16 protein-coding genes are annotated in these 18931 nt (G+C 72.1%); 11 read left to right on the forward strand and 5 right to left on the reverse strand.

Features of this window, described 5'->3' with window-relative positions:
* Positions 1-75 precede the first annotated feature (75 nt).
* Positions 76-1713 carry an ABC-F family ATP-binding cassette domain-containing protein gene (locus AAW13_RS10480; RefSeq protein WP_046728506.1) on the reverse strand — a complete coding sequence of 546 codons (1638 nt, stop codon included), beginning with the start codon at positions 1711-1713 and terminating at the stop codon, positions 76-78.
* A gap of 274 nt (positions 1714-1987) precedes the next feature.
* Positions 1988-2401: a spore wall synthesis regulator SsgD gene (gene ssgD / locus AAW13_RS10485; RefSeq protein ID WP_046728507.1), complete on the reverse strand. Its 414-nt coding sequence runs from the start codon at positions 2399-2401 to the stop codon at positions 1988-1990.
* 201 nt (positions 2402-2602) lie between these two features.
* Between ssgD and AAW13_RS10490 the strand changes: the two genes are divergently transcribed.
* The 4 genes from AAW13_RS10490 (at position 2603) to mmpA (ending at position 5054) form a co-directional block, all read left to right on the forward strand.
* Entirely contained in the window at positions 2603-3706 is a 1104-nt protein-coding gene (locus AAW13_RS10490) for a WD40/YVTN/BNR-like repeat-containing protein (protein WP_420855445.1), read from the forward strand.
* A gap of 46 nt (positions 3707-3752) precedes the next feature.
* A complete protein-coding gene (locus AAW13_RS10495; RefSeq protein ID WP_046728509.1) occupies positions 3753-4085 on the forward strand; it encodes a plasmid stabilization protein in 333 nt (110 codons plus the stop codon).
* Between the two features lie 70 nt (positions 4086-4155).
* Complete coding sequence (locus AAW13_RS10500) at positions 4156-4857, forward strand: endonuclease V (RefSeq protein WP_046728557.1); 702 nt, start codon at positions 4156-4158, stop codon at positions 4855-4857.
* A 56-nt stretch (positions 4858-4913) separates the two neighbouring features.
* Positions 4914-5054 carry a morphogenic membrane protein MmpA gene (gene mmpA, locus AAW13_RS45855; protein WP_167391700.1) on the forward strand — a complete coding sequence of 47 codons (141 nt, stop codon included), beginning with the start codon at positions 4914-4916 and terminating at the stop codon, positions 5052-5054.
* A 19-nt stretch (positions 5055-5073) separates the two neighbouring features.
* Here the strand turns inward: mmpA and AAW13_RS10505 are convergent, their stop codons facing one another.
* A complete protein-coding gene (locus AAW13_RS10505; protein ID WP_046728510.1) occupies positions 5074-6252 on the reverse strand; it encodes a saccharopine dehydrogenase family protein in 1179 nt (392 codons plus the stop codon).
* A gap of 179 nt (positions 6253-6431) precedes the next feature.
* On the opposite strand from AAW13_RS10505, the gene AAW13_RS10510 reads away from it, so the two are divergent.
* Genes AAW13_RS10510 through AAW13_RS10525 form a run of 4 tightly spaced genes read left to right on the forward strand, consistent with a single transcriptional unit; the run spans position 6432 to position 12146 of the window.
* Complete coding sequence (locus tag AAW13_RS10510) at positions 6432-7658, forward strand: CaiB/BaiF CoA transferase family protein (protein WP_071659496.1); 1227 nt, start codon at positions 6432-6434, stop codon at positions 7656-7658.
* Entirely contained in the window at positions 7658-8671 is a 1014-nt protein-coding gene (locus AAW13_RS10515; protein WP_046728511.1) for an LLM class F420-dependent oxidoreductase, read from the forward strand. Before AAW13_RS10510 ends, AAW13_RS10515 begins: the two co-directional genes overlap by 1 nt.
* Positions 8672-8713: 42 nt before the next feature.
* Entirely contained in the window at positions 8714-9928 is a 1215-nt protein-coding gene (locus AAW13_RS10520) for an acetyl-CoA C-acetyltransferase (RefSeq protein WP_046728512.1), read from the forward strand.
* Between the two features lie 40 nt (positions 9929-9968).
* Positions 9969-12146, forward strand: coding sequence for a 3-hydroxyacyl-CoA dehydrogenase NAD-binding domain-containing protein (locus tag AAW13_RS10525; RefSeq protein WP_046728513.1), 2178 nt, complete (start codon positions 9969-9971; stop codon positions 12144-12146).
* A 36-nt stretch (positions 12147-12182) separates the two neighbouring features.
* On the opposite strand, the gene AAW13_RS10530 is transcribed toward AAW13_RS10525, so the two are convergent.
* Positions 12183-12890 carry a MerR family transcriptional regulator gene (locus AAW13_RS10530; RefSeq protein ID WP_046728514.1) on the reverse strand — a complete coding sequence of 236 codons (708 nt, stop codon included), beginning with the start codon at positions 12888-12890 and terminating at the stop codon, positions 12183-12185.
* A gap of 253 nt (positions 12891-13143) precedes the next feature.
* Between AAW13_RS10530 and AAW13_RS10535 the strand changes: the two genes are divergently transcribed.
* On the forward strand, positions 13144-14583 hold the full coding sequence (locus tag AAW13_RS10535) for an amino acid permease (RefSeq protein WP_046728515.1): 1440 nt from the start codon (positions 13144-13146) through the stop codon (positions 14581-14583).
* A gap of 42 nt (positions 14584-14625) precedes the next feature.
* On the forward strand, positions 14626-15117 hold the full coding sequence (locus AAW13_RS10540) for a macro domain-containing protein (protein ID WP_046728516.1): 492 nt from the start codon (positions 14626-14628) through the stop codon (positions 15115-15117).
* A 69-nt stretch (positions 15118-15186) separates the two neighbouring features.
* On the opposite strand, the gene AAW13_RS10545 is transcribed toward AAW13_RS10540, so the two are convergent.
* A complete protein-coding gene (locus tag AAW13_RS10545; protein ID WP_046728517.1) occupies positions 15187-16677 on the reverse strand; it encodes a M1 family metallopeptidase in 1491 nt (496 codons plus the stop codon).
* Between the two features lie 241 nt (positions 16678-16918).
* Here AAW13_RS10545 and AAW13_RS10550 point away from each other — a divergent pair, with 241 nt between their 5' ends.
* Positions 16919-18871, forward strand: coding sequence for a Xaa-Pro dipeptidyl-peptidase (locus AAW13_RS10550; RefSeq protein WP_046728518.1), 1953 nt, complete (start codon positions 16919-16921; stop codon positions 18869-18871).
* The last annotated feature ends 60 nt before the right edge of the window (positions 18872-18931 follow it).

Here is an 18931-nt window from a genome sequence, read left to right on the forward strand (position 1 = left end):
GCGGTCCGGTGCCCGTGGTGGGGGCCCCGGACCGCCATCATGCAGGGCGGGCCGGTGTCGACAAAACCCCTGTCGTCAGGCTGTGCCCTCGCCGAGACGTGCCACCTCCTCCGGCGTGGTGGCCGTCAGCTCCCCGTCCGCCATCAGCAGCCAGCGGGTGATCCCGACCGATTCCAGGAACGGCATGTCGTGACTGGCCACGATCAGGGCGCCCTGGTACGACTCCAGGGCCGTGGTCAGCTGCCGGACGCTCGCCATGTCGAGGTTGTTCGTCGGCTCGTCCAGCATCAGCAGCTGCGGGGCGGGTTCGGCCAGCAGCAGCGCGGCCAGTGCCGCGCGGAAGCGTTCGCCGCCGGAGAGCGTGGCCGCCCTCTGGTCGGCGCGGGCACCCCGGAACAGGAAGCGGGCCAGGCGCGCCCGGATCCGGTTGTTGGTGGCGCCCGGCGCGAACCGGGCCACGTTCGCCACCACGCTCAGCTCGTCGTCCAGGACGTCCAGGCGCTGGGGCAGGAAGCGCAGCGGCACCTGCGTGCGTGCCTCGCCCGCGACCGGCGCCAGTTCCCCGGCGATCGTGCGCAGCAGCGTCGTCTTGCCCGAGCCGTTGCGCCCGATCAGCGCGATCCGCTCGGGGCCGCGCAGATCCAGGATCCCCCCGACCCGTGAACCATGGGCGAGTTCGAGGTTCTCCAGGGTCAGTACGGTGCGCCCCGGCGGCACGGCCGTGTACGGCAGTTCGACGCGGATCTCGTCGTCGTCCCGCACCGCCTCCACCGCCTCGTCGAGCCGCTCCCGCGCCTCGGCGAGCCGCTCCTCGTGCATGATGCGGTGCTTGCCGGCGGACTCCTGCGCGGCCCGTCTGCGCGCCCCCATGACGATCTTCGGTTCGCGTTTCTGCTCGTACATCTTCTGCCCGTAGCGCTTGCGGCGGGCCAGTTTGACCCGAGCGTCGGACAGTTCGCGCCGCTGCTTGCGGACGTCGGCCTCGGCGACCCGCACCATGCGCTCGGCCGCCTCCTGTTCGACGGCGAGGGCCTCCTCGTACGCGGAGAAGTTGCCGCCGTACCAGGTGACCTCCCCGGTGTGCAGATCGGCGATCTGGTCGACCAGGTCGAGGAGTTCGCGGTCGTGGCTGACCACGATCAGCACACCGGGCCAGGAGGTGACGGCCGCGTACAGGCGCTTGCGGGCGTACAGGTCGAGGTTGTTGGTGGGCTCGTCGAGCAGCAGCACGTCCGGGCGGCGCAGAAGCAGCGCGGCCAGCCCCAGCAGCACCGACTCGCCGCCGGAGACCTCGCCGACGGTCCGGTCCAGGCCGATGTGGCCGAGCCCCAGTTCGCCGAGGGTGACCAGGGCGCGCTCCTCGACGTCCCAGTCGTCGCCGAGGGTCTCGAAGTGCGCGTCGGACACGTCACCCGCCTCGATGGCGTGCAGCGCGGCCCGCCGGGCGGCGATGCCGAGCACCTCGTCGACGCGCAGCGCGGTGTCCAGCGTGACGTTCTGCGGGAGGCAGCCGACCGCGCCGGCCACCTTGACGGTGCCGTCCGACGGGGTGAGCTCGCCGGCGACGAGCTTGAGAAGGGTCGATTTCCCTGATCCGTTGACGCCGACCAGACCGGTGCGGCCGGGGCCGAAGGAGACGTCGAGGCCCTCGAAGACGGTGGAGCCGTCGGGCCAGGAGAAGGACAGGGCGGTACAGGTGACGGAAGCAGACATAAGGGCGCCTCGCGGTTGCTTGTGGTGTCGGGGGCAATCGCGTGCCGAGACACCGCGGGGCAGCAGCCGAGGGGCCGGGGAATCCCGTGCCGGAGGACGGCTCGTACGCCGAGGTCGAACGCCACAGACACACCTCACGGGTGTGACGCGGTGTCTCGGGACCTCAGACGAGCAACGTCCTTCTCCGATCGACGACAACAGGACGTGGTACAGGCTAGGAAGGCGCCAGGAGGGGTGTCAAAGGAATTGAGCCCGTACGGGCACGGACCGTGGTTCAGGCGTCCCGCATCAGTTCGGCGAGGTCGTGGTCCAGGTCCAGCTGGAGGTGTTCGAGCCCGGTCGGCACCAGATCCCCGGTGGCCTCCAGGAACCGGGTTATCTCGCCGGTGCGCACATGGACGACGGCGGTGCCCTCGGGGGCGTGGAACTCCAGCACCGTCCGGTCGTAGCCGTACGGCCGCACCCGCACGTCCCCGTCGCCCTCCGGGGCGTGCAGTCCGGCCGCGAGCAGCTCACGGGAGAACGTCCAGCAGACGTCGACACCCTCCAGGGTGGACGGCGCGGGGAAGGTCATGCGGACGGCGAACGGGTCCTCGCGGTCGTAGCGCAGGGTGGCGGGAATGCTCGGCATGCGCGGTGACGCGGCGACCAGGCGGGCCTCTACGGGCTGCTCGATGACGGTGGACAACGCCTTGCTCCCTCATGACGACTGAACGAATATCCGGGCGGGTGGGGCCTGGCACTGGAAGAGACGACGGAAGTGGCAGATCCGTGCACACGAAGTGCGAGTGACCTCTGTCACCGGGCCTATTCACACCGTCGGCTTACCTCTGGCGGGGCCAGGGGGCCCTCTGGACGCCACCGGGACAGTGGGCTAGCTTCGCGCGCCATGAGGCGTTTGGGGAGCACGCGACGGACCGGACGGGCACGACGGACGAGGCGGGTGGCGGCCGTGGGGGTGGCGTGCACGGCGATCCTGGCCGCGCTGACCGCGGGCTCCGCGCACGCCGCGGCACCGGCGCCCCACTGGGCGCTCAAGGACACCGGCACGCCCGGCGTACGCTTCCGCGGCCTGGCCGCCGTCGACCGGCACACCGCCTGGCTGGCGGGCACCGGCGGCACCGTGCTGCGCACCACGGACGGCGGGGCCGACTGGCGGAACGTCTCCCCGCCGGGCGCGGGCGACCTCCAGTTCCGGGACGTGGAGGCGTTCGACGCCCGCCACGCGGTGGTCCTGGCCATCGGCGAGGGGGAGGCGTCCCGCGTCTACCGCACCGAGGACGGCGGCGCGACCTGGACCGAGTCGTTCCGCAACACCGACCCGGCCGCCTTCTACGACTGCCTGGCCTTCTTCGACCGCCGCCACGGCCTCGCCATGAGCGACCCCGTCGACGGCAGGTTCCGCATCCTGTCCACGAGTGACGGCGGCCGCTCCTGGCGGGTGCTGCCGGACTCCGGCATGCCGGCCGCCCTGGACGGCGAGGCGGGCTTCGCGGCGAGCGGCCAGTGCCTGGTCACCTCCGGACCGAAGGACGCCTGGCTGGCCACCGGCGGCGGCGCGTACGCGCGCGTGCTGCACTCCGCCGACCGCGGACTGACCTGGACCGCCGCCGACACCCCGGTCCCGGCGGGCGACCCCGCCAGAGGCGTCTTCGCCCTCGCCTTCCGCGACCGCGCCCACGGCCTGGCCGTCGGCGGCGACTACCGGGCCGGCCAGCCCTCCCCGCGGGCGGCCGCGGCCACCCCGGACGGCGGCCGCACCTGGCGGCCCGCCACCACCCCGCCGCCCGGTTACCGCTCCGGCGTCGCCTGGCTCCCGCACAGCCGCACCGCGGCCCTCGCCGTCGGCCCCACCGGCACCGACCTCACCACCGACGGCGGCCGTACCTGGCGCACCGTCGACACCGGCTCCTACGACACCGTGGCCTGCACCCCGGACCTGAGTTGCTGGGCCGCCGGCGAGCAGGGGCGGGCGGCACGTCTGGAGGACTGAACCGCGGGTACCCGGTGGCGGCACAGTCACGAAGGGAGCGGTCGTCATGCCACGCGGATCCAGTCCCAAGCGGGAACGCCAGTACGAACACATCAAGGAGAGCGCGCGCGACCGGGGCGAGAGCGAGAGCCGTGCCGAGGAGATCGCCGCCCGGACCGTCAACAAGGAACGCGCCCGGTCCGGCGAGTCCAGGACCGCGAGCCGTACGTCCACCCAGGACATGTCGTCCGGCAGCCGCGGCGGCAAGCGGTCGCACAGCGGCTCCGAGGGCCCGACCCGGGACCAGCTCTACAACGAGGCCAAGCAGCGCGGCATCGAGGGCCGGTCCAGCATGAACAAGGCCCAGCTGCAACGCGCGGTGAACGCCAAGAAGAGCTGACCCGTCGTACGAACCCTCCGCACTCCCGTGGCGGCACGCGCGCGTGCCGCCACGTACGCTCGTGCCCACCATGACGACCGTGACGACCGTACGCGCACCCGCGGGCTGGCCCGCGACCGAGGAAGCCGCCCTGGCCGTACAGGACGGACTGCGGGGGCGGGTGGTCCTCGACGAGCCGGGCCCGGCGCCCGGCACCGGGCACGTGACGGGCGTCGACGTCGCCTACGACGACGAACGCGACCTGGTCGCCGCGGCGGCCGTCGTGCTGGACGCGGCCACCCTGGAGACCGTCGCCGAGGCGACCGCCGTCGGCCGGGTCTCCTTCCCGTACGTGCCCGGCCTGCTCGCCTTCCGCGAGATCCCCACCGTGCGCGCCGCCCTCGACGCCCTGCCCTGCCCGCCCGGACTGGTGGTCTGCGACGGTTACGGCCTCGCCCACCCGCGCCGCTTCGGCCTCGCGAGCCACCTCGGCGTCCTCACCGGCCTGCCCACCATCGGCGTCGCCAAGAACCCCTTCACCTTCGCGTACGACGACCCGGGCGTCCCGCGCGGCAGCCACGCGCCGTTGCTCGCCGGCACCGAGGAGGTCGGCCGCGCCCTGCGCACCCGGGACGCCGTCAAACCGGTGTTCGTCTCCGTCGGCCACCGGGTGGGCCTGGACGAGGCCTGCGCCCACACGCTCGCGCTGACCCCGGAGTACCGCCTGCCCGAGACCACCCGCCGCGCGGACGCGCTGTGCCGCAGGGCACTGCGGGAGGCCCGGACCGAGTAGCGATTCTGAGTACGAGTACGGATGCCGCTGTTACAGTCCGGCGGCAGGCTGTCCGCATGACGACACAGCGTAAGTCCCTGGCCAACCCCGCCCGGCCCGTCGAGGGCCCCATGACGGCCGCGCTGGTCCTCGCCGTGGTGGCGGGGCTCGCATGGACGGTCGGGATGCTCTACACCGTGCTCCAGTGGCAGGCCTAGAGGCCGGGAACCCAGGGGTTCACCGGGTCGCCGCCACCCGGAACCCGATCCCGGCCGCCCGCAGCCGTTCGATGAGCGCGTCGCCCATCGCCTGCGCCGTGGTGACCTGGCCGGCGGTCGTGGGCAGCGCGTCGAAGGCGAGGGACAGCGCCCCCTCGGCGAACATCTTCGCCGTCTCGCCGTAACCGGGATCGCCGCCCGAGACCTCCGTGAAGACGCGCCGGCCGCCGCCCTCGCCGACGAACCGCACCGTGAACCAGCTGCGCGCCCGCCTCTCGGCGCTCGGCCCCTCGCCGGGCCTGAGCCGGTCCGACAGCCAGCGCCGGGCGGACGGCACCTGGGCGGCCGCGGCGACCGCGCCCACGGCCGCGACCCCGCCGAGCGCCACCGGCAGATGCCTGACGGCCGCGTAGTGCCGGTAGCGGAAGTCGGGCCCGTAACGCTCCAGGGCCCTCGCCGAACGGCGCACGATCTGGGCGTCGATGGTGGGCAACGGCAGCGCCCAGGCCCCGATCTCCTTGGCGAACCGAGGGGCCCCGGCCGGCGCGGTCGCCCGCCGGTTCAGCAGCCGGGGCTCGTGCCGGGCCCGGTCCCGCGCGGCGGCGGCCAGCTGCCGGGGACGCGCGAACTGGTCGAGCGCGGAGGCGAGGGTGCCCCCGGAGAAGGCCGCGTCGGCGGTCACGAAACCGTCCACCGTCAGGGGCACGCCCTCCGGCAGCCGGCGGACCGTGAAGTACGCGCCCAGGTCGTGCGGGACCGAGTCGAAGCCGCACGCGTGCACCAGACGGGCGCCGGTCTCCCGCGCGCGTGCGTCGTGCCGGACGTACATCAGGTCCACGAACTCGGGTTCGCCGCACAGGTCGAGGTAGTCGGCCCCGGTGTCCGCGCAGGCCGCGACCAGGTCCTCGCCGTACCGGCCGTACGGGCCGACCGTCGAGGCCACCACGCGCGCGTGCCCCGCGAGGGCGCGGACCGAGGCCGGGTCCCCGGCGTCGGCGCGCAGCAGTCCGATCTCCGGGCCGCCCGGCAGCCGTTCGCGCAGCGCCTCCAGCTTGCGTTCGTCACGGGCCGCGAGCGCCCAGCGCAGCCCCGCGGGGGCGCGCGTGGCCAGGTACTCGGCGGTGAGCTCGCCGACGAAGCCGGTGGCTCCGAACAGCACGATGTCGTACGGACGGTCCGTCGTTTTCAGCCTGCTCATGACACCTCTCGGTCCTGCAACCCGCGCCGTTGTCGGTGGCTGAGGCTAGCGTGAGGGGTGCGGACGCACCCCCACCGGGTATCTTGACTAAGCGCTTGCTCGTCCACTCTTGTGCCCAGTGGAACCGGTTCTTAGCATCGTCGGTGTTACATCAGTTGTGTCACATGACTGGGGGCGGCATGACCACGGCAGGGACGCCAGGACACGGCCCGCTCTCCGGCGTGCGCGTGGTCGAGCTGGCAGGCATCGGACCGGGCCCGTTCGCCGCCATGCTCCTCGCCGACCTGGGCGCCGACGTGGTCCGCGTCGACCGGCCCGGCGGCCAGGGACTCGCGATCGACCCCGCCCACGACGTCACCAACCGCAACAAACGCTCGGTGCTCGTCGACCTGAAGTCCACGGACGGCCCCGCCCGCGTCCTCGATCTGGCCGCCCGGGCCGACATCCTGATCGAGGGCTACCGCCCCGGCGTCGCCGAGCGCCTCGGCGTCGGCCCCGCGGACTGCCACGCGCGCAACCCCCGTCTGGTCTACGGCCGGATGACCGGCTGGGGCCAGGAGGGGCCGCTGGCCCACCGGGCCGGCCACGACATCGCCTACATCGCCCTCACCGGCACCCTCGGCATGATCGGCCGCCCCGACGAACCGCCGGCCGTCCCCGCCAACCTCCTCGGCGACTACGCGGGCGGCTCCCTCTACCTGGTCGTCGGCGTCCTGGCCGCGCTGTACCACGCGCGCGCGACCGGTACCGGCCAGGTGGTGGACGCCGCCATCGTGGACGGCACCGCACACCTCGCGTCGATGATCCACGGCATGGTGGCCGCGGGCCGCTGGCAGGACCGGCGCGGCGCCAACCTGCTGGACGGCGGCTGCCCGTACTACGGCACCTACGAGACCGCCGACGGCGGCCACATGGCGGTCGGCGCCCTGGAGCCCCAGTTCTACGCGGAGTTCCTCGACCGGCTCGGGGGCGTCGCCGACCTGGCCGACGCCCGCAAGGACTGGACCCGCTGGGATGAGCTGCGCGAGCGGGTCGCCGCCCGCTTCAAGGAGCGCTCGCGGGCCGAGTGGACGGCCGTCTTCGAGGGCTCCGACGCCTGCGTGGCCCCCGTGCTGTCCCTGTCCGAGGCCCCGCACCACCCCCATCTGGCAGCCCGCGCCACCTTCACCGACCACGCCGGCATCACCCAGCCGGCCCCCGCCCCCCGCTTCTCCGCGACCCCCACCAGCGTCCGGACGGCGCCCGCACACCCGGGCGCCGACACCCCCGGGGTGGCCCACGACTGGGCGGTACCGACCCTGCTGGACGCCCCTGTGCCCGACACCCACGTGCCCGGCGCCTCTGGTCCTCGCGCCTCCGGCCCCGACGGCCCCGACGGCCCCGACCATGACAAGGACATCGCCTGATGGAGCTCTCCACCTTCCTCGACTACGCGGGTGATCCGCGCGGTGCCGCGGACCGGGCGGCCGCGCTGGAGTCGGCGGGGCTCGACGCGGTCTGGGTCGCGGAGGCGTACGGCTTCGACTCGCCCACCGTCATGGGCTACCTGGCCGCCCGCACCGAACGGATGAAGATCGGCTCCGCGATCCTCAACGTCTACTCCCGTACCCCCGCCCTCATCGCCCAGACGGCCGCGGGCCTCGACGCGATCTCCGGCGGCCGGGCGATCATCGGCCTCGGCGCCTCCGGCCCGCAGGTGGTCGAGGGCTGGCACGGGAAGGCCTACGACAGGCCGCTCGGCCGGACTCGCGAGACCATCGAGCTGACCCGGCGCATCCTGCGCCGCGAGGTCATCGACCACCACGGCATCACCGACATGCCCCGCCCGGGCGGCCTCGGCAAGCCCCTGAAGATCCTCACCAGGCCGGTCCGTCCCGAGGTCCCGCTCTACGTCGCGTCCCTCGGACCCGCCAACGTCCGGATGACCGCCGAGATCGCCGACGGCTGGCTGCCCACCCTGTTCATCCCCGAGAAGGCCAAGGACGTCTGGGGAACCGCGCTGGCCGAGGGCGCCGCCCGGCGCGACCCGGCCCTCGGCGAGCTGAAGACCGTCGCCGGTGGACTGCTGGCCATCGGCGAGGACGCGGCCGCCGCACGCGACCTGGCCCGCCCCCGGATCGCCCTGTACGTCGGCGGCATGGGGGCGCGCGGCAAGAACTTCTACAACGACCTCGCCGTCGCCTACGGCTACGAGAAGGAGGCCCGGCTCATCCAGGAGCTGTACCTCGACGGCCGGCACCGGGACGCCGCGGCGGCCGTACCGGACGAGTTCTGCGAGCTCATATCCCTGTGCGGTCCCGAGGGCTACGTCCGCGAGCGCATCGAGGCCTTCCGCGAGGCCGGCGTCACGATGCTGGACGTCACTCCCGTCGGCCCGGACCCGGCCCGCCTGATCGAGACCGTCAAGAACTGGCTCTGACCCCCTCCCGCTCTCGAAAAACCCTCGTTGAAAGGCTTGTCAGTGAGCACCGAAGCGTACGTGTACGACGCGATCCGCACCCCGCGCGGCCGCGGCAAGGCGAACGGCGCCCTGCACGGCACCAAGCCCATCGACCTGGTCGTCGGTCTCATCCACGAGATCCGCGACCGCTTCCCGGGCCTCGACCCGGCCGCCGTCGACGACATCGTGCTCGGCGTCGTCGGGCCGGTCGGCGACCAGGGCTCCGACATCGCGCGGATCGCCGCGCTCGCCGCCGGACTGCCCGACACGGTGGCCGGCGTCCAGGAGAACCGCTTCTGTGCGTCCGGCCTCGAGGCCGTCAACATGGCCGCGGCCAAGGTCCGTTCGGGCTTCGAGGACCTGGTCCTCGCCGGCGGCGTCGAGTCCATGTCCCGGGTGCCCATGGCCTCGGACGGCGGCGCCTGGTTCAACGACCCGATGACCAACCTGGCCGTCAACTTCGTGCCGCAGGGCATCGGCGCCGACCTGATCGCCACCATCGAGGGCTTCTCGCGGCGGGACGTCGACGAGTACGCGGCGCTCTCCCAGGAGCGCGCGGCGACGGCCTGGAAGGAAGGCCGCTTCGACCGTTCCGTGGTCCCCGTGAAGGACCGCGCGGGCCTCACCGTCCTCGACCACGACGAACACCTGCGGCCCGGCACCACCGCCGACTCCCTCGCCAAGCTGAAGCCCTCCTTCGCCGACATCGGCGAACTCGGCGGTTTCGACGCGGTCGCCCTTCAGAAGTACCACTGGGTCGAGCGGATCGACCACGTCCACCACGCGGGCAACTCCTCCGGCATCGTCGACGGCGCCTCCCTGGTCGCCATCGGCTCGAAGGAGATCGGCGAGCGCTACGGCCTCACCCCGCGCGCGCGGATCGTCTCGGCGGCCGTCTCCGGCTCCGAGCCGACCATCATGCTCACCGGCCCCGCCCCCGCCACCCGCAAGGCCCTCGCCAAGGCCGGGCTGACCATCGACGACATCGACCTCGTCGAGATCAACGAGGCGTTCGCGGCGGTCGTGCTGCGCTTCGTGAAGGACATGGGCCTGTCCCTGGACAAGGTCAACGTCAACGGCGGCGCCATCGCCCTCGGCCACCCGCTCGGCGCCACCGGCGCGATGATCCTCGGCTCGCTCGTCGACGAACTGGAGCGCCAGGACAAGCGCTACGGCCTCGCCACGCTGTGCGTGGGCGGCGGCATGGGCATCGCGACCATCGTCGAGCGCGTCTGACATCCCCGCGGAACCAAGAGACCTCACGGAGACACGAGCCATGACCGAGAGCACCACCATCCGCTGGGAACAGGACGACACCGGCGTCGTCACCCTCGTCCTGGACGACCCCGACCAGTCCGCGAACACCATGAACGCGGCCTTCGTCGAGTCGATCGCCGCGATCGCCGACCGTCTGGAGGCCGAGCAGGACTCGGTCCGGGGTGTCATCTTCACCTCCGCCAAGAAGACCTTCTTCGCCGGCGGCGACCTGCGCGACCTGATCCGGGTCACCCCGGAGACCGCCCAGGACCTCTTCGACGGCGGCCTCGCGATCAAGCGCAACCTGCGCCGCATCGAGACCCTGGGCAAGCCGGTCGTCGCCGCCATCAACGGCGCGGCCCTCGGCGGCGGCTTCGAACTCGCCCTCGCCTGCCACCACCGGGTCGCCCTTGACACGCCCGGCACGAAGATCGGCTGCCCCGAGGTCACCCTCGGCCTGCTCCCGGGCGGCGGCGGGGTCGTCCGCACGGTCCGCCTGCTCGGCATCGCCGACGCCCTCCTGAAGGTCCTCCTCCAGGGCACCCAGTACAACGCCCGCCGGGCCCAGGAGAACGGCCTGGTCCACGAGGTCGCCGCGACCCCCGAGGACCTCCTCGCCAAGGCCCGCGCCTTCATCGACGCCAACCCCGAGTCGGCGCAGCCCTGGGACAAGCCGGGCTACCGCATCCCCGGCGGCACGCCCGCCAACCCGAAGTTCGCCGCCGACCTGCCCGCCTTCCCGGCCAGCCTGCGCAAGCAGACCAACAACGCCCCCTACCCGGCGCCGCGCCGCATCCTGGCCGCCGCCGTCGAGGGCAGCCAGGTCGACTTCGAGACCGCCCAGGTCATCGAGGCCCGCTACTTCGTGGAGCTGGCCGCCGGGCAGATCTCGAAGAACATGATCCAGGCGTTCTTCTTCGACCTCCAGGCCGTCAACTCCGGCGCCAACCGTCCCCAGGGCATCGAGCCGCGCAAGGTCACCAGGGTCGCCGTCCTCGGCGCGGGCATGATGGGCGCCGGCATCGCGTACTCGTGCGCACGCGCGGGCATCGACGTCGTCCTCAAGGACGTCTCGGCCGAGGCCGCCCTCAAGGGCAAGGGCTACTCCGAGAAGCTGTGCGCCAAGGCCGTCGCCAAGGGCCGTACCAGCCAGGAGAAGGCCGACGCGCTGCTCGCCCGGATCACGCCCACCGCGGACCCGCAGGACCTGGCCGGCTGCGACGCGGTGATCGAGGCCGTCTTCGAGGACACCGCCCTCAAGCACAAGGTGTTCCAGGAGATCGAGTCCGTCGTCGCCCCGGACGCGCTGCTCTGCTCCAACACCTCCACCCTGCCCATCACCGCCCTCGCCGAGGGCGTCGAGCGCCAGGCCGACTTCATCGGCCTGCACTTCTTCTCGCCCGTCGACAAGATGCCGCTCGTCGAGATCATCAAGGGCGAGCGCACCGGCGACGAGGCCCTCGCACGCGCCTTCGACCTGGTCCGGCAGATCAACAAGACGCCGATCGTCGTCAACGACTCCCGCGGCTTCTTCACCTCCCGGGTGATCGGCCACTTCATCAACGAGGGCGTCGCCATGGTCGGCGAGGGCATCGAGCCCGCGTCCGTCGAGCAGGCGGCGGCCCAGGCCGGCTACCCGGCCAAGGTGCTCTCCCTGATGGACGAGCTGACGCTCACCCTGCCCCAGAAGATCCGCCGCGAGTCGAAGCTGGCGGTCGAGGAGGCGGGCGGCACCTGGCAGGCGCACCCGGCGGAGGCGGTCATCGACCGCATGGTCGACGAGTTCGGCCGCCCCGGCCGCAGCGGGGGAGCGGGCTTCTACGACTACGCCGAGGACGGCGGCCGCGCCGCCCTGTGGCCCGGTCTGCGCGAGCACTTCACCCGGCCCGGCCGGGAGATCCCGTTCCGGGACATGCAGGAGCGGATGCTCTTCGCCGAGGCCCTGGACACCGTCCGGCTCCTGGAGGAGGGCGTGCTGACCTCGGTCGCCGACGCCAACATCGGCTCGGTCTTCGGCATCGGCTTCCCGGGCTGGACCGGTGGTGTCCTCCAGTACGTCAACGGCTACGAGGGAGGGCTCCCCGGCTTCGTGGCCCGCGCGCGTGAACTCGCCGAGACCTACGGCGAGCGCTTCGCCCCGCCCGCGCTGCTGGTCGACAAGGCGGCGAAGGGGGAGACCTTCACCGACGGGCGCTGAGCCGGCGCCGCGCCGGGTGCGCGGAGCGGGCCCTCCTCAGGGGCCCGCGAGCCACCGGCGCACCTCCGCACTGAGCGAGCGCTGGAACGCCGTCAGCAGTGCCTGGACCACCAGCGGCTGCATGTGGGCGGACAGGGACTTCACGTCCGCCTCGGCCCGCTCCGCCACCTCGGCCCGGAACAGCTGGGAGAGCTCGTGCGCGGCCGCCCGCGCGTGCTCGGTCAGGACGGTGCGCGCGGCCAGGATCGCCTTCTCGGACAGCGGTACGTCGAGGAGCTGCACGGCCAGCCGGAACAGGCCGGGGTCGATGCGGTAGGCGTCGCCGTCGGGCCGTACGACGTCCATCGCGACGAGCCGTTCGACGTCCGGCGCCTCCAGCGGGCGCCCGGCCCGGCGGCGCAGTTCCCCGGCGGTGACCGTCTCCTCGGTGTCCGGGGCCCAGGAGGCGACCGCGGCCCGGTGGATGGCCAGGTCGTGATCGCTCAGGCCGGGCGGCAGCCGCCGCAGGTAGCGCTCGATCGCGGCCAGCGTCATGCCCTGCTGCTGCAACTCCTCGATCAGCGCCAGCCTGGCCAGGTGTTCCCGCCCGTAGTGCCCGACCCGCCGCGGACCGATCACCGGCGGCGGGAGCAGCCCCTTCGTGCCGTAGAACCGGACCGTGCGGACCGTGGTGCCGGCCCGTGCGGCCAGCTCGTCGATCGTGAGCGCGGGCTCCCCGGACTCGCTGTCCGTGTCGGTCGTCATGTGCAGCAGTATCGCTGTCACACCGGCACTGTGACACGCGGGTGTCGCGTACACGCGTTCGAGCGGACGTCACTCACCCGTCATGATCGAGACCTTGTGAGAAGTTCCGCTCTGTGATCCACGTCATCGCATGTGCCGCGAGGGCCGGGGGAAGGTTGCGCCTTGGTCTGTGCAAACAACCGAGCGCGCCGACCGAGTACGTCCGGACAGCCGAGCGCGATCCGCTCGGGCGCACCAGAGAGTGGAACCACCTGTGAGCAAGGACGCCGTCGACACGGCACAGGCCGTCGCCACCCGGACCGACGCGGCCCGGACGCCCGCGGACGCGGGCGACGCCGGCTACAGCAAGGACCTCAAGCACCGCCACGTCAACATGATCGCCATCGGCGGCGCGATCGGCACCGGCCTCTTCCTGGGGGCCGGCGGACGCCTGCACAACGCCGGCCCGGCACTCGCCCTCGCCTACCTGGTCTGCGGAATCTTCGCCTTCTTCGTGGTACGCGCCCTCGGCGAGCTGGTCCTGTACCGCCCCTCCTCCGGCTCCTTCGTGTCGTACGCGCGCGAGTTCCTCGGTGAGAAGGGCGCGTACGTCGCCGGCTGGATGTACTTCCTCAACTGGTCCACGACCGGTATCGCCGACATCACCGCGATCGCGCTCTACACGCACTACTGGAGCATGTTCACGAGCATCCCGCAGTGGACGCTCGCGCTCGTCGCCCTGGCCGTGGTGCTGGCGGTGAACCTGATCTCGGTGAAGATCTTCGGCGAGATGGAGTTCTGGTTCGCAATCATCAAGGTCGCCACCCTGGTCGGCTTCATGCTGATCGGTGTCTTCCTGCTGGCCACCCAGCACAAGGTGGACGGCACGACCCCGGGCCTGAGTGTCATCACCGACCACGGCGGCGTCTTCCCGCACGGTGTGATGCCGGTCGTCCTCGTCATGCAGGGCGTGATCTTCGCGTACGCGGCCCTGGAACTCGTCGGCGTCGCGGCCGGCGAGACCGCGGAGCCGGAGAAGGTCGTCCCGCGCGCGGTGAACTCCATCATGTGGCGCGTCGGCCTTTTCTACGTCGGTTCGGTCGTCCTGCTGGCCCTGCTCCTGCCCGGCTCGGTCTACTCGGCCGACGAGAGCCCCTTTGTCACGGTCCTCTCCAAGATCGGGGTCTCCGGCGCCGGCGACGTGATGAACCTGGTGGTCCTCACCGCCGCGATGTCGTCCCTCAACTCCGGCCTGTACTCCACGGGCCGCATCCTGCGCTCGATGGCGGCGGCCGGCTCCGCCCCGAAGTTCACGGCCCGCATGAACCGCAGCCAGGTCCCCTACGGCGGCATCCTGCTGACCTGCGCGGTCTGTGTGCTCGGCGTCGGGCTGAACTACCTGATGCCCAGCCAGGCCTTCGAGATCGTGCTGAACGTGGCCTCCCTCGGCATCATCAGCACCTGGGTGATCATCATGCTCTGCCACCTGATCTTCGTCCGCAGGGCGAAGGCGGGCCTGGTCGAGCGCCCGTCGTTCCGCCTCCGCTTCAGCCCGTACACCGAGCTGGCCACGGTCGCCTTCCTGCTGGTCTGCCTCGGCATGATGTGGAACGACCCGGCGGTCGGCCGCAAGACCCTCCTGCTCATCCCGGTGATCGCCGCGCTCCTGGTGGCGGGCTGGTTCGGCGTCCGCCGCAGGGTCGCTTCGAAGTAACAGGCAGGCGCCGCTGTCAGTGGCATCTCCTACGGTGGTGCCATGGCGGAGATCACGTACGTCCGGGGGGACGCCACCGCGCCGGCGGGCAAAGGCGTCAAGGTGATCGCCCATGTCTGCAACGACCTGGGGGGTTGGGGAAAGGGCTTCGTGCTGGCGGTCTCGCGCCGCTGGCCGGAGCCCGAGAAGGCGTACCGGGCCTGGCACCGCGACCGCGCGAACAACGACTTCGCCCTGGGCGCGGTCCAGCTGGTGCGCGCCGACCGCTACCTGTGGGTGGCCAACATGATCGGCCAGCGCGGCACCAGAACGGGCAGCAAGGGCGTCCCGGTCCGCTACGAGGCGATCGACGCCGCACTGGCCAAGCTGGCCGACGCGGTGATCGAACGGGGCGCGTCCGTACACATGCCCCGCATCGGCTGTGGACTGGCGGGCGGCAAATGGTCCCGGATCGAGCCGCTGATCAACGAACGCCTGCTGACCCGAGGAATCCCGGTCACGGTCTACGACCACGGCACCGAATCGCCCCTTTAGGGGCGCGAGGAACTGCGCGACCAGCCATACGCGGCCCGCAGCCCCCCACTCACCGCACCCGGCACCTGCTCAGTGCACGTCGTTCGTGGCCTCGATCCGCTTCCAGGACTTCGGCTGCGCTCCAGCCCCCACGGCCTTCGCCACACCCCCCACGGCCTTCGCCGCAGGCACCGCCGGCTTCGTCGGCTCGAACAGCCACGCGTCGAACAGCGCGCCCAGCGACTTCCCCGACACCTTCTCCGCGTACGCCTCGAAGTCCCCCACCGAAGCGTTCCCGTACGCGTGCTCCTTCGGCCACCCCTTCAGGATCGCGAAGAACGCGTCGTCACCGACCGCGTTCCGCAGCGCCTGCACGGCCAGCGCCCCCCGGTCGTACACGGCGACGTCGAACTGGTCGTCCGGACCGGGATCCCCCGGCTCGACCGTCCAGAACGCGTCGTCGGCCGGATGCGACGCGTACACGTAGTCGGCGAGTTCCTGCGTCGTGCCCTCGCCCTCGTGCTCCGACCACAGCCACTGCGCGTACCGGGCGAACCCCTCGTTGAGCCAGATGTCCTTCCAGCCCTTGAGGGAGACGTCGTCCCCGTACCACTGGTGGGCCAGTTCGTGCACGACCACCGAGGTGTTGGAGCCGTTCGCGAACTGCTTGGGGCTGTAGTACACGCGGGTCTGCGTCTCCAGCGCGTACCCGGTGGTGGTGTTCGGCACGTACCCGCCGGCCGAGGCGAACGGATACGGCCCGAAATAGCCGGACAGCCAGTCCACCAGCTCCCCGGTGCGCTCCACGCTCGCCCGCGCCGCCCCGTCGTTGTCGCCGAGGTCCTCGCTGTAGGCGTTGACGACCGGCACACCGCCCTCGGAGGTGCTGGTGGTGATGTCGAACTTCCCGACCGCCAGCGTGGTCAGGTAGGTCGCCTGCGGCTTGTTCTGCCGCCAGTTGTAGCGGGTCCAGCCCAGCTTCGAACTCGTCGACTGGAGCAGGCCGTTGGAGATGACCTGGGTGCCGTCGGGCACGGCCACCGACACGTCGTAGGTCGCCTTGTCCAGCGGGTGGTCGTTGCTCGGGTACCACCACCAGGCCGCCTCGGGCTCGTCCGCCGCGACAGCGCCGTCCGGGGTGCGGTGCCAGGTGTTGAAGCCGTACGCGCTCTTCGTCGACGGCACCCCGCTGTAGCGGACGACCACGGTGATCGGCGTGCCCTTCGCCAGCGGCGACTTCGGCGTGATCACCAGCTCGTGCTGACCGGAGGTGGTGAAGGCGGCCTGCGCCCCGTTGACCCGCACCTCGCTGACGTCCAGCAGGAAGTCCAGGTCGAAGCTGGACAGGTCCTGGGTGGTCCGCGCCAGGATCGTGGCCGTTCCGGCCAGTTCGTCGGTCGCGGGCTGGTACTGGAGGCGCAGGTCGTAGTGGGAGACGTCGTAGCCGCCGTTGCCGTAGTACGGGTAGTAGGGGTCGCCGATGCCCGGCGCGCCGGCGGTGTGGCTCGCGGCCGATGCCGGGATCGCCAGCAGCAGGGAGGCCGCCGCGAGGACGCCCGGCGCGAGGATTCTGCGGTGCAAGTGAACTCCAGGTCGGTAGGGGGCCGGGGCGCGCCCGCCGCAACCGGCCGGCACGCCGCGTCGATGGAGCATGCGTCTGGTGGATGGAGCACGAGTCTGTCCGGAGCCTATTCAGTCCCTGTGTCCCCTGGCCTGTCCATGGCACCTGCTGTCACACGATCGCCATTCGGCCGTAATCCGATCCGACGGTCCCTCATGCGCCCCCTTCTGCACGGGAGTTGACCGAGGTAGCGTCCGCCGCATGCCGATTCGTACGCGCTTCACGATCTGGAGACCGTTCGCCGTGGCGGCCGTCGCGGCCCTGATCGCCGCCTTCCTCACCCCGGCCGCGGCGCAGGCCGCCGGTACCCCCCGGGAGAGCCGGCCCGTCTACTCGTACGCCGACGCCATCCGCGAGGCGGTCTGGGTGGACACCGGACTCGACTCCGACGGCGACGGGAGGACCGACCGCGTCGCCGCCGACATCGTCCGCCCCGCCGAACCCGCCGCCCAGGGCCGCAAGGTGCCGGTCATCATGGACGCCAGCCCCTACTACTCCTGCTGCGGCCGCGGCAACGAGAGCCAGCTCAAGACGTACGACGCCCAGGGCGACGTCGTCCAGATGCCGCTGTTCTACGACAACTACTTCGTGCCCCGCGGCTACGCGTTCGTCGGCGTCGACCTCGCGGGCACCAACCGCTCGGACGGCTGCGTCGACGTCGGCGGCCGCTCGGACATCCAGTCAGCCAAGGCCGTCGTCGACTGGCTGAACGGCCGGGCCAAGGCGTACCGCAGCCGTACCGGCACCACCACGGTCAAGGCGACCTGGACCAACGGCAGAACCGGCATGATCGGCAAGAGCTGGGACGGCACCATCGCCAACGGTGTCGCCGCGACCGGCGTGAAAGGCCTGAAGACGATCGTCCCGATCAGCGCCATCTCCTCCTGGTACGACTACTACTTCGCGCAGGGTGCCCCGCTGTACGACTCGGGCCCCGACTGGCTGGCCGACGCGGTGGAGAGCGACGCGGCCCACGCCGGGTGCGCCGCCGTCCAGCGGAAACTGGTCGACGAGGCCCCGCGCAGCGGTGACTGGACCGGCCTGTGGACCGAGCGCGACTACGTCAGGGACGCGGCCAGGGTGAAGGCCAGCGTGTTCCTCGTGCACGGCATGCAGGACCTCAACGTCCGCACCAAGCACTTCGGCCAGTGGTGGGACGCGCTCGCGAAGAACGGTGTCGAGCGCAAGATCTGGCTCTCCCAGACCGGTCACGTCGACCCCTTCGACTACCGGCGCGGCGCCTGGGTCGACACCCTGCACCGCTGGTTCGACCACGAACTCCTCGGCTACGACAACGGGATCGACCGAGAGCCGATGGCCGACATCGAACGCCACCCCGACCAGTGGGTCACCTCCGCCGCCTGGCCGCCGAGCGGTACGCGGACCACCACCCTGCGCCCGGCCGCCGGCACCCAGGCGGGTGTCGGCACCCTCGGCCTGCGCGCGGGCGGCGGCACCGAGACCTTCACCGACGACCCGCAGCACAGCGAGACCGACTGGGCGGCCCGGATCGCCACCCCGACCTCGGACAAGGCCGGTTTCCTCACCGCGCCGCTCACCCGCGACCTGCGGGTGTCCGGCTCGTCCGAGGTCACGGTCACGGCCACCCCGACCACGTCGACGGCCCACCTGACCGCCGTCCTGGTGGACCTGGGCCCGGACACCGTCCGGGACTACTCCGATGCGGCCGAGGGCATCACCACCCTCACCGACCGGACCTGCTGGGGCGAGAGCACGGCCGGTGACAGCGCCTGCTTCCTGAGGACCGCCGCCAAGACCAAGGCCGTCGACTACACCGTCCTCAGCCGCGGCTGGGCCGACCTCGGCACCTACGCCGACCCGGGCAAGGGCGTGCCGCTCACCCCGGGCAAGGCGTACACGATCACCGTCGACCTGGCGGCCACCGACCACGTCGTGCCCAAGGGCCACCGGCTGGCGCTGATCGTCGCGGGCACGGACAAGGACCTCATCGATCCGCCGTCCACGACTCCGACGCTCACCCTGGACCTGTCCCGCACCGCGGCCGGGGTCCCGCTGGTCGGCGGCCGGGCCGCGTTCACGGCCGCGACCACGGCCCGCTGGACCGCCCCGGCGAAGCGTGCCCTGGCCGGCCTCCGCGCCCCGCACACCGTCCCCCACGTCCCCGCGAGCTGACCTTCGCGTCCCCGCGAGCTGATCTCCGGGGCTCCGCGAGCTGACGTCCGGGGCTCCGCG

The organism is Streptomyces humi (assembly GCF_001005085.2).
GTDB classification, from domain to species: Bacteria; Actinomycetota; Actinomycetes; order Streptomycetales; family Streptomycetaceae; genus Streptomyces; species Streptomyces humi.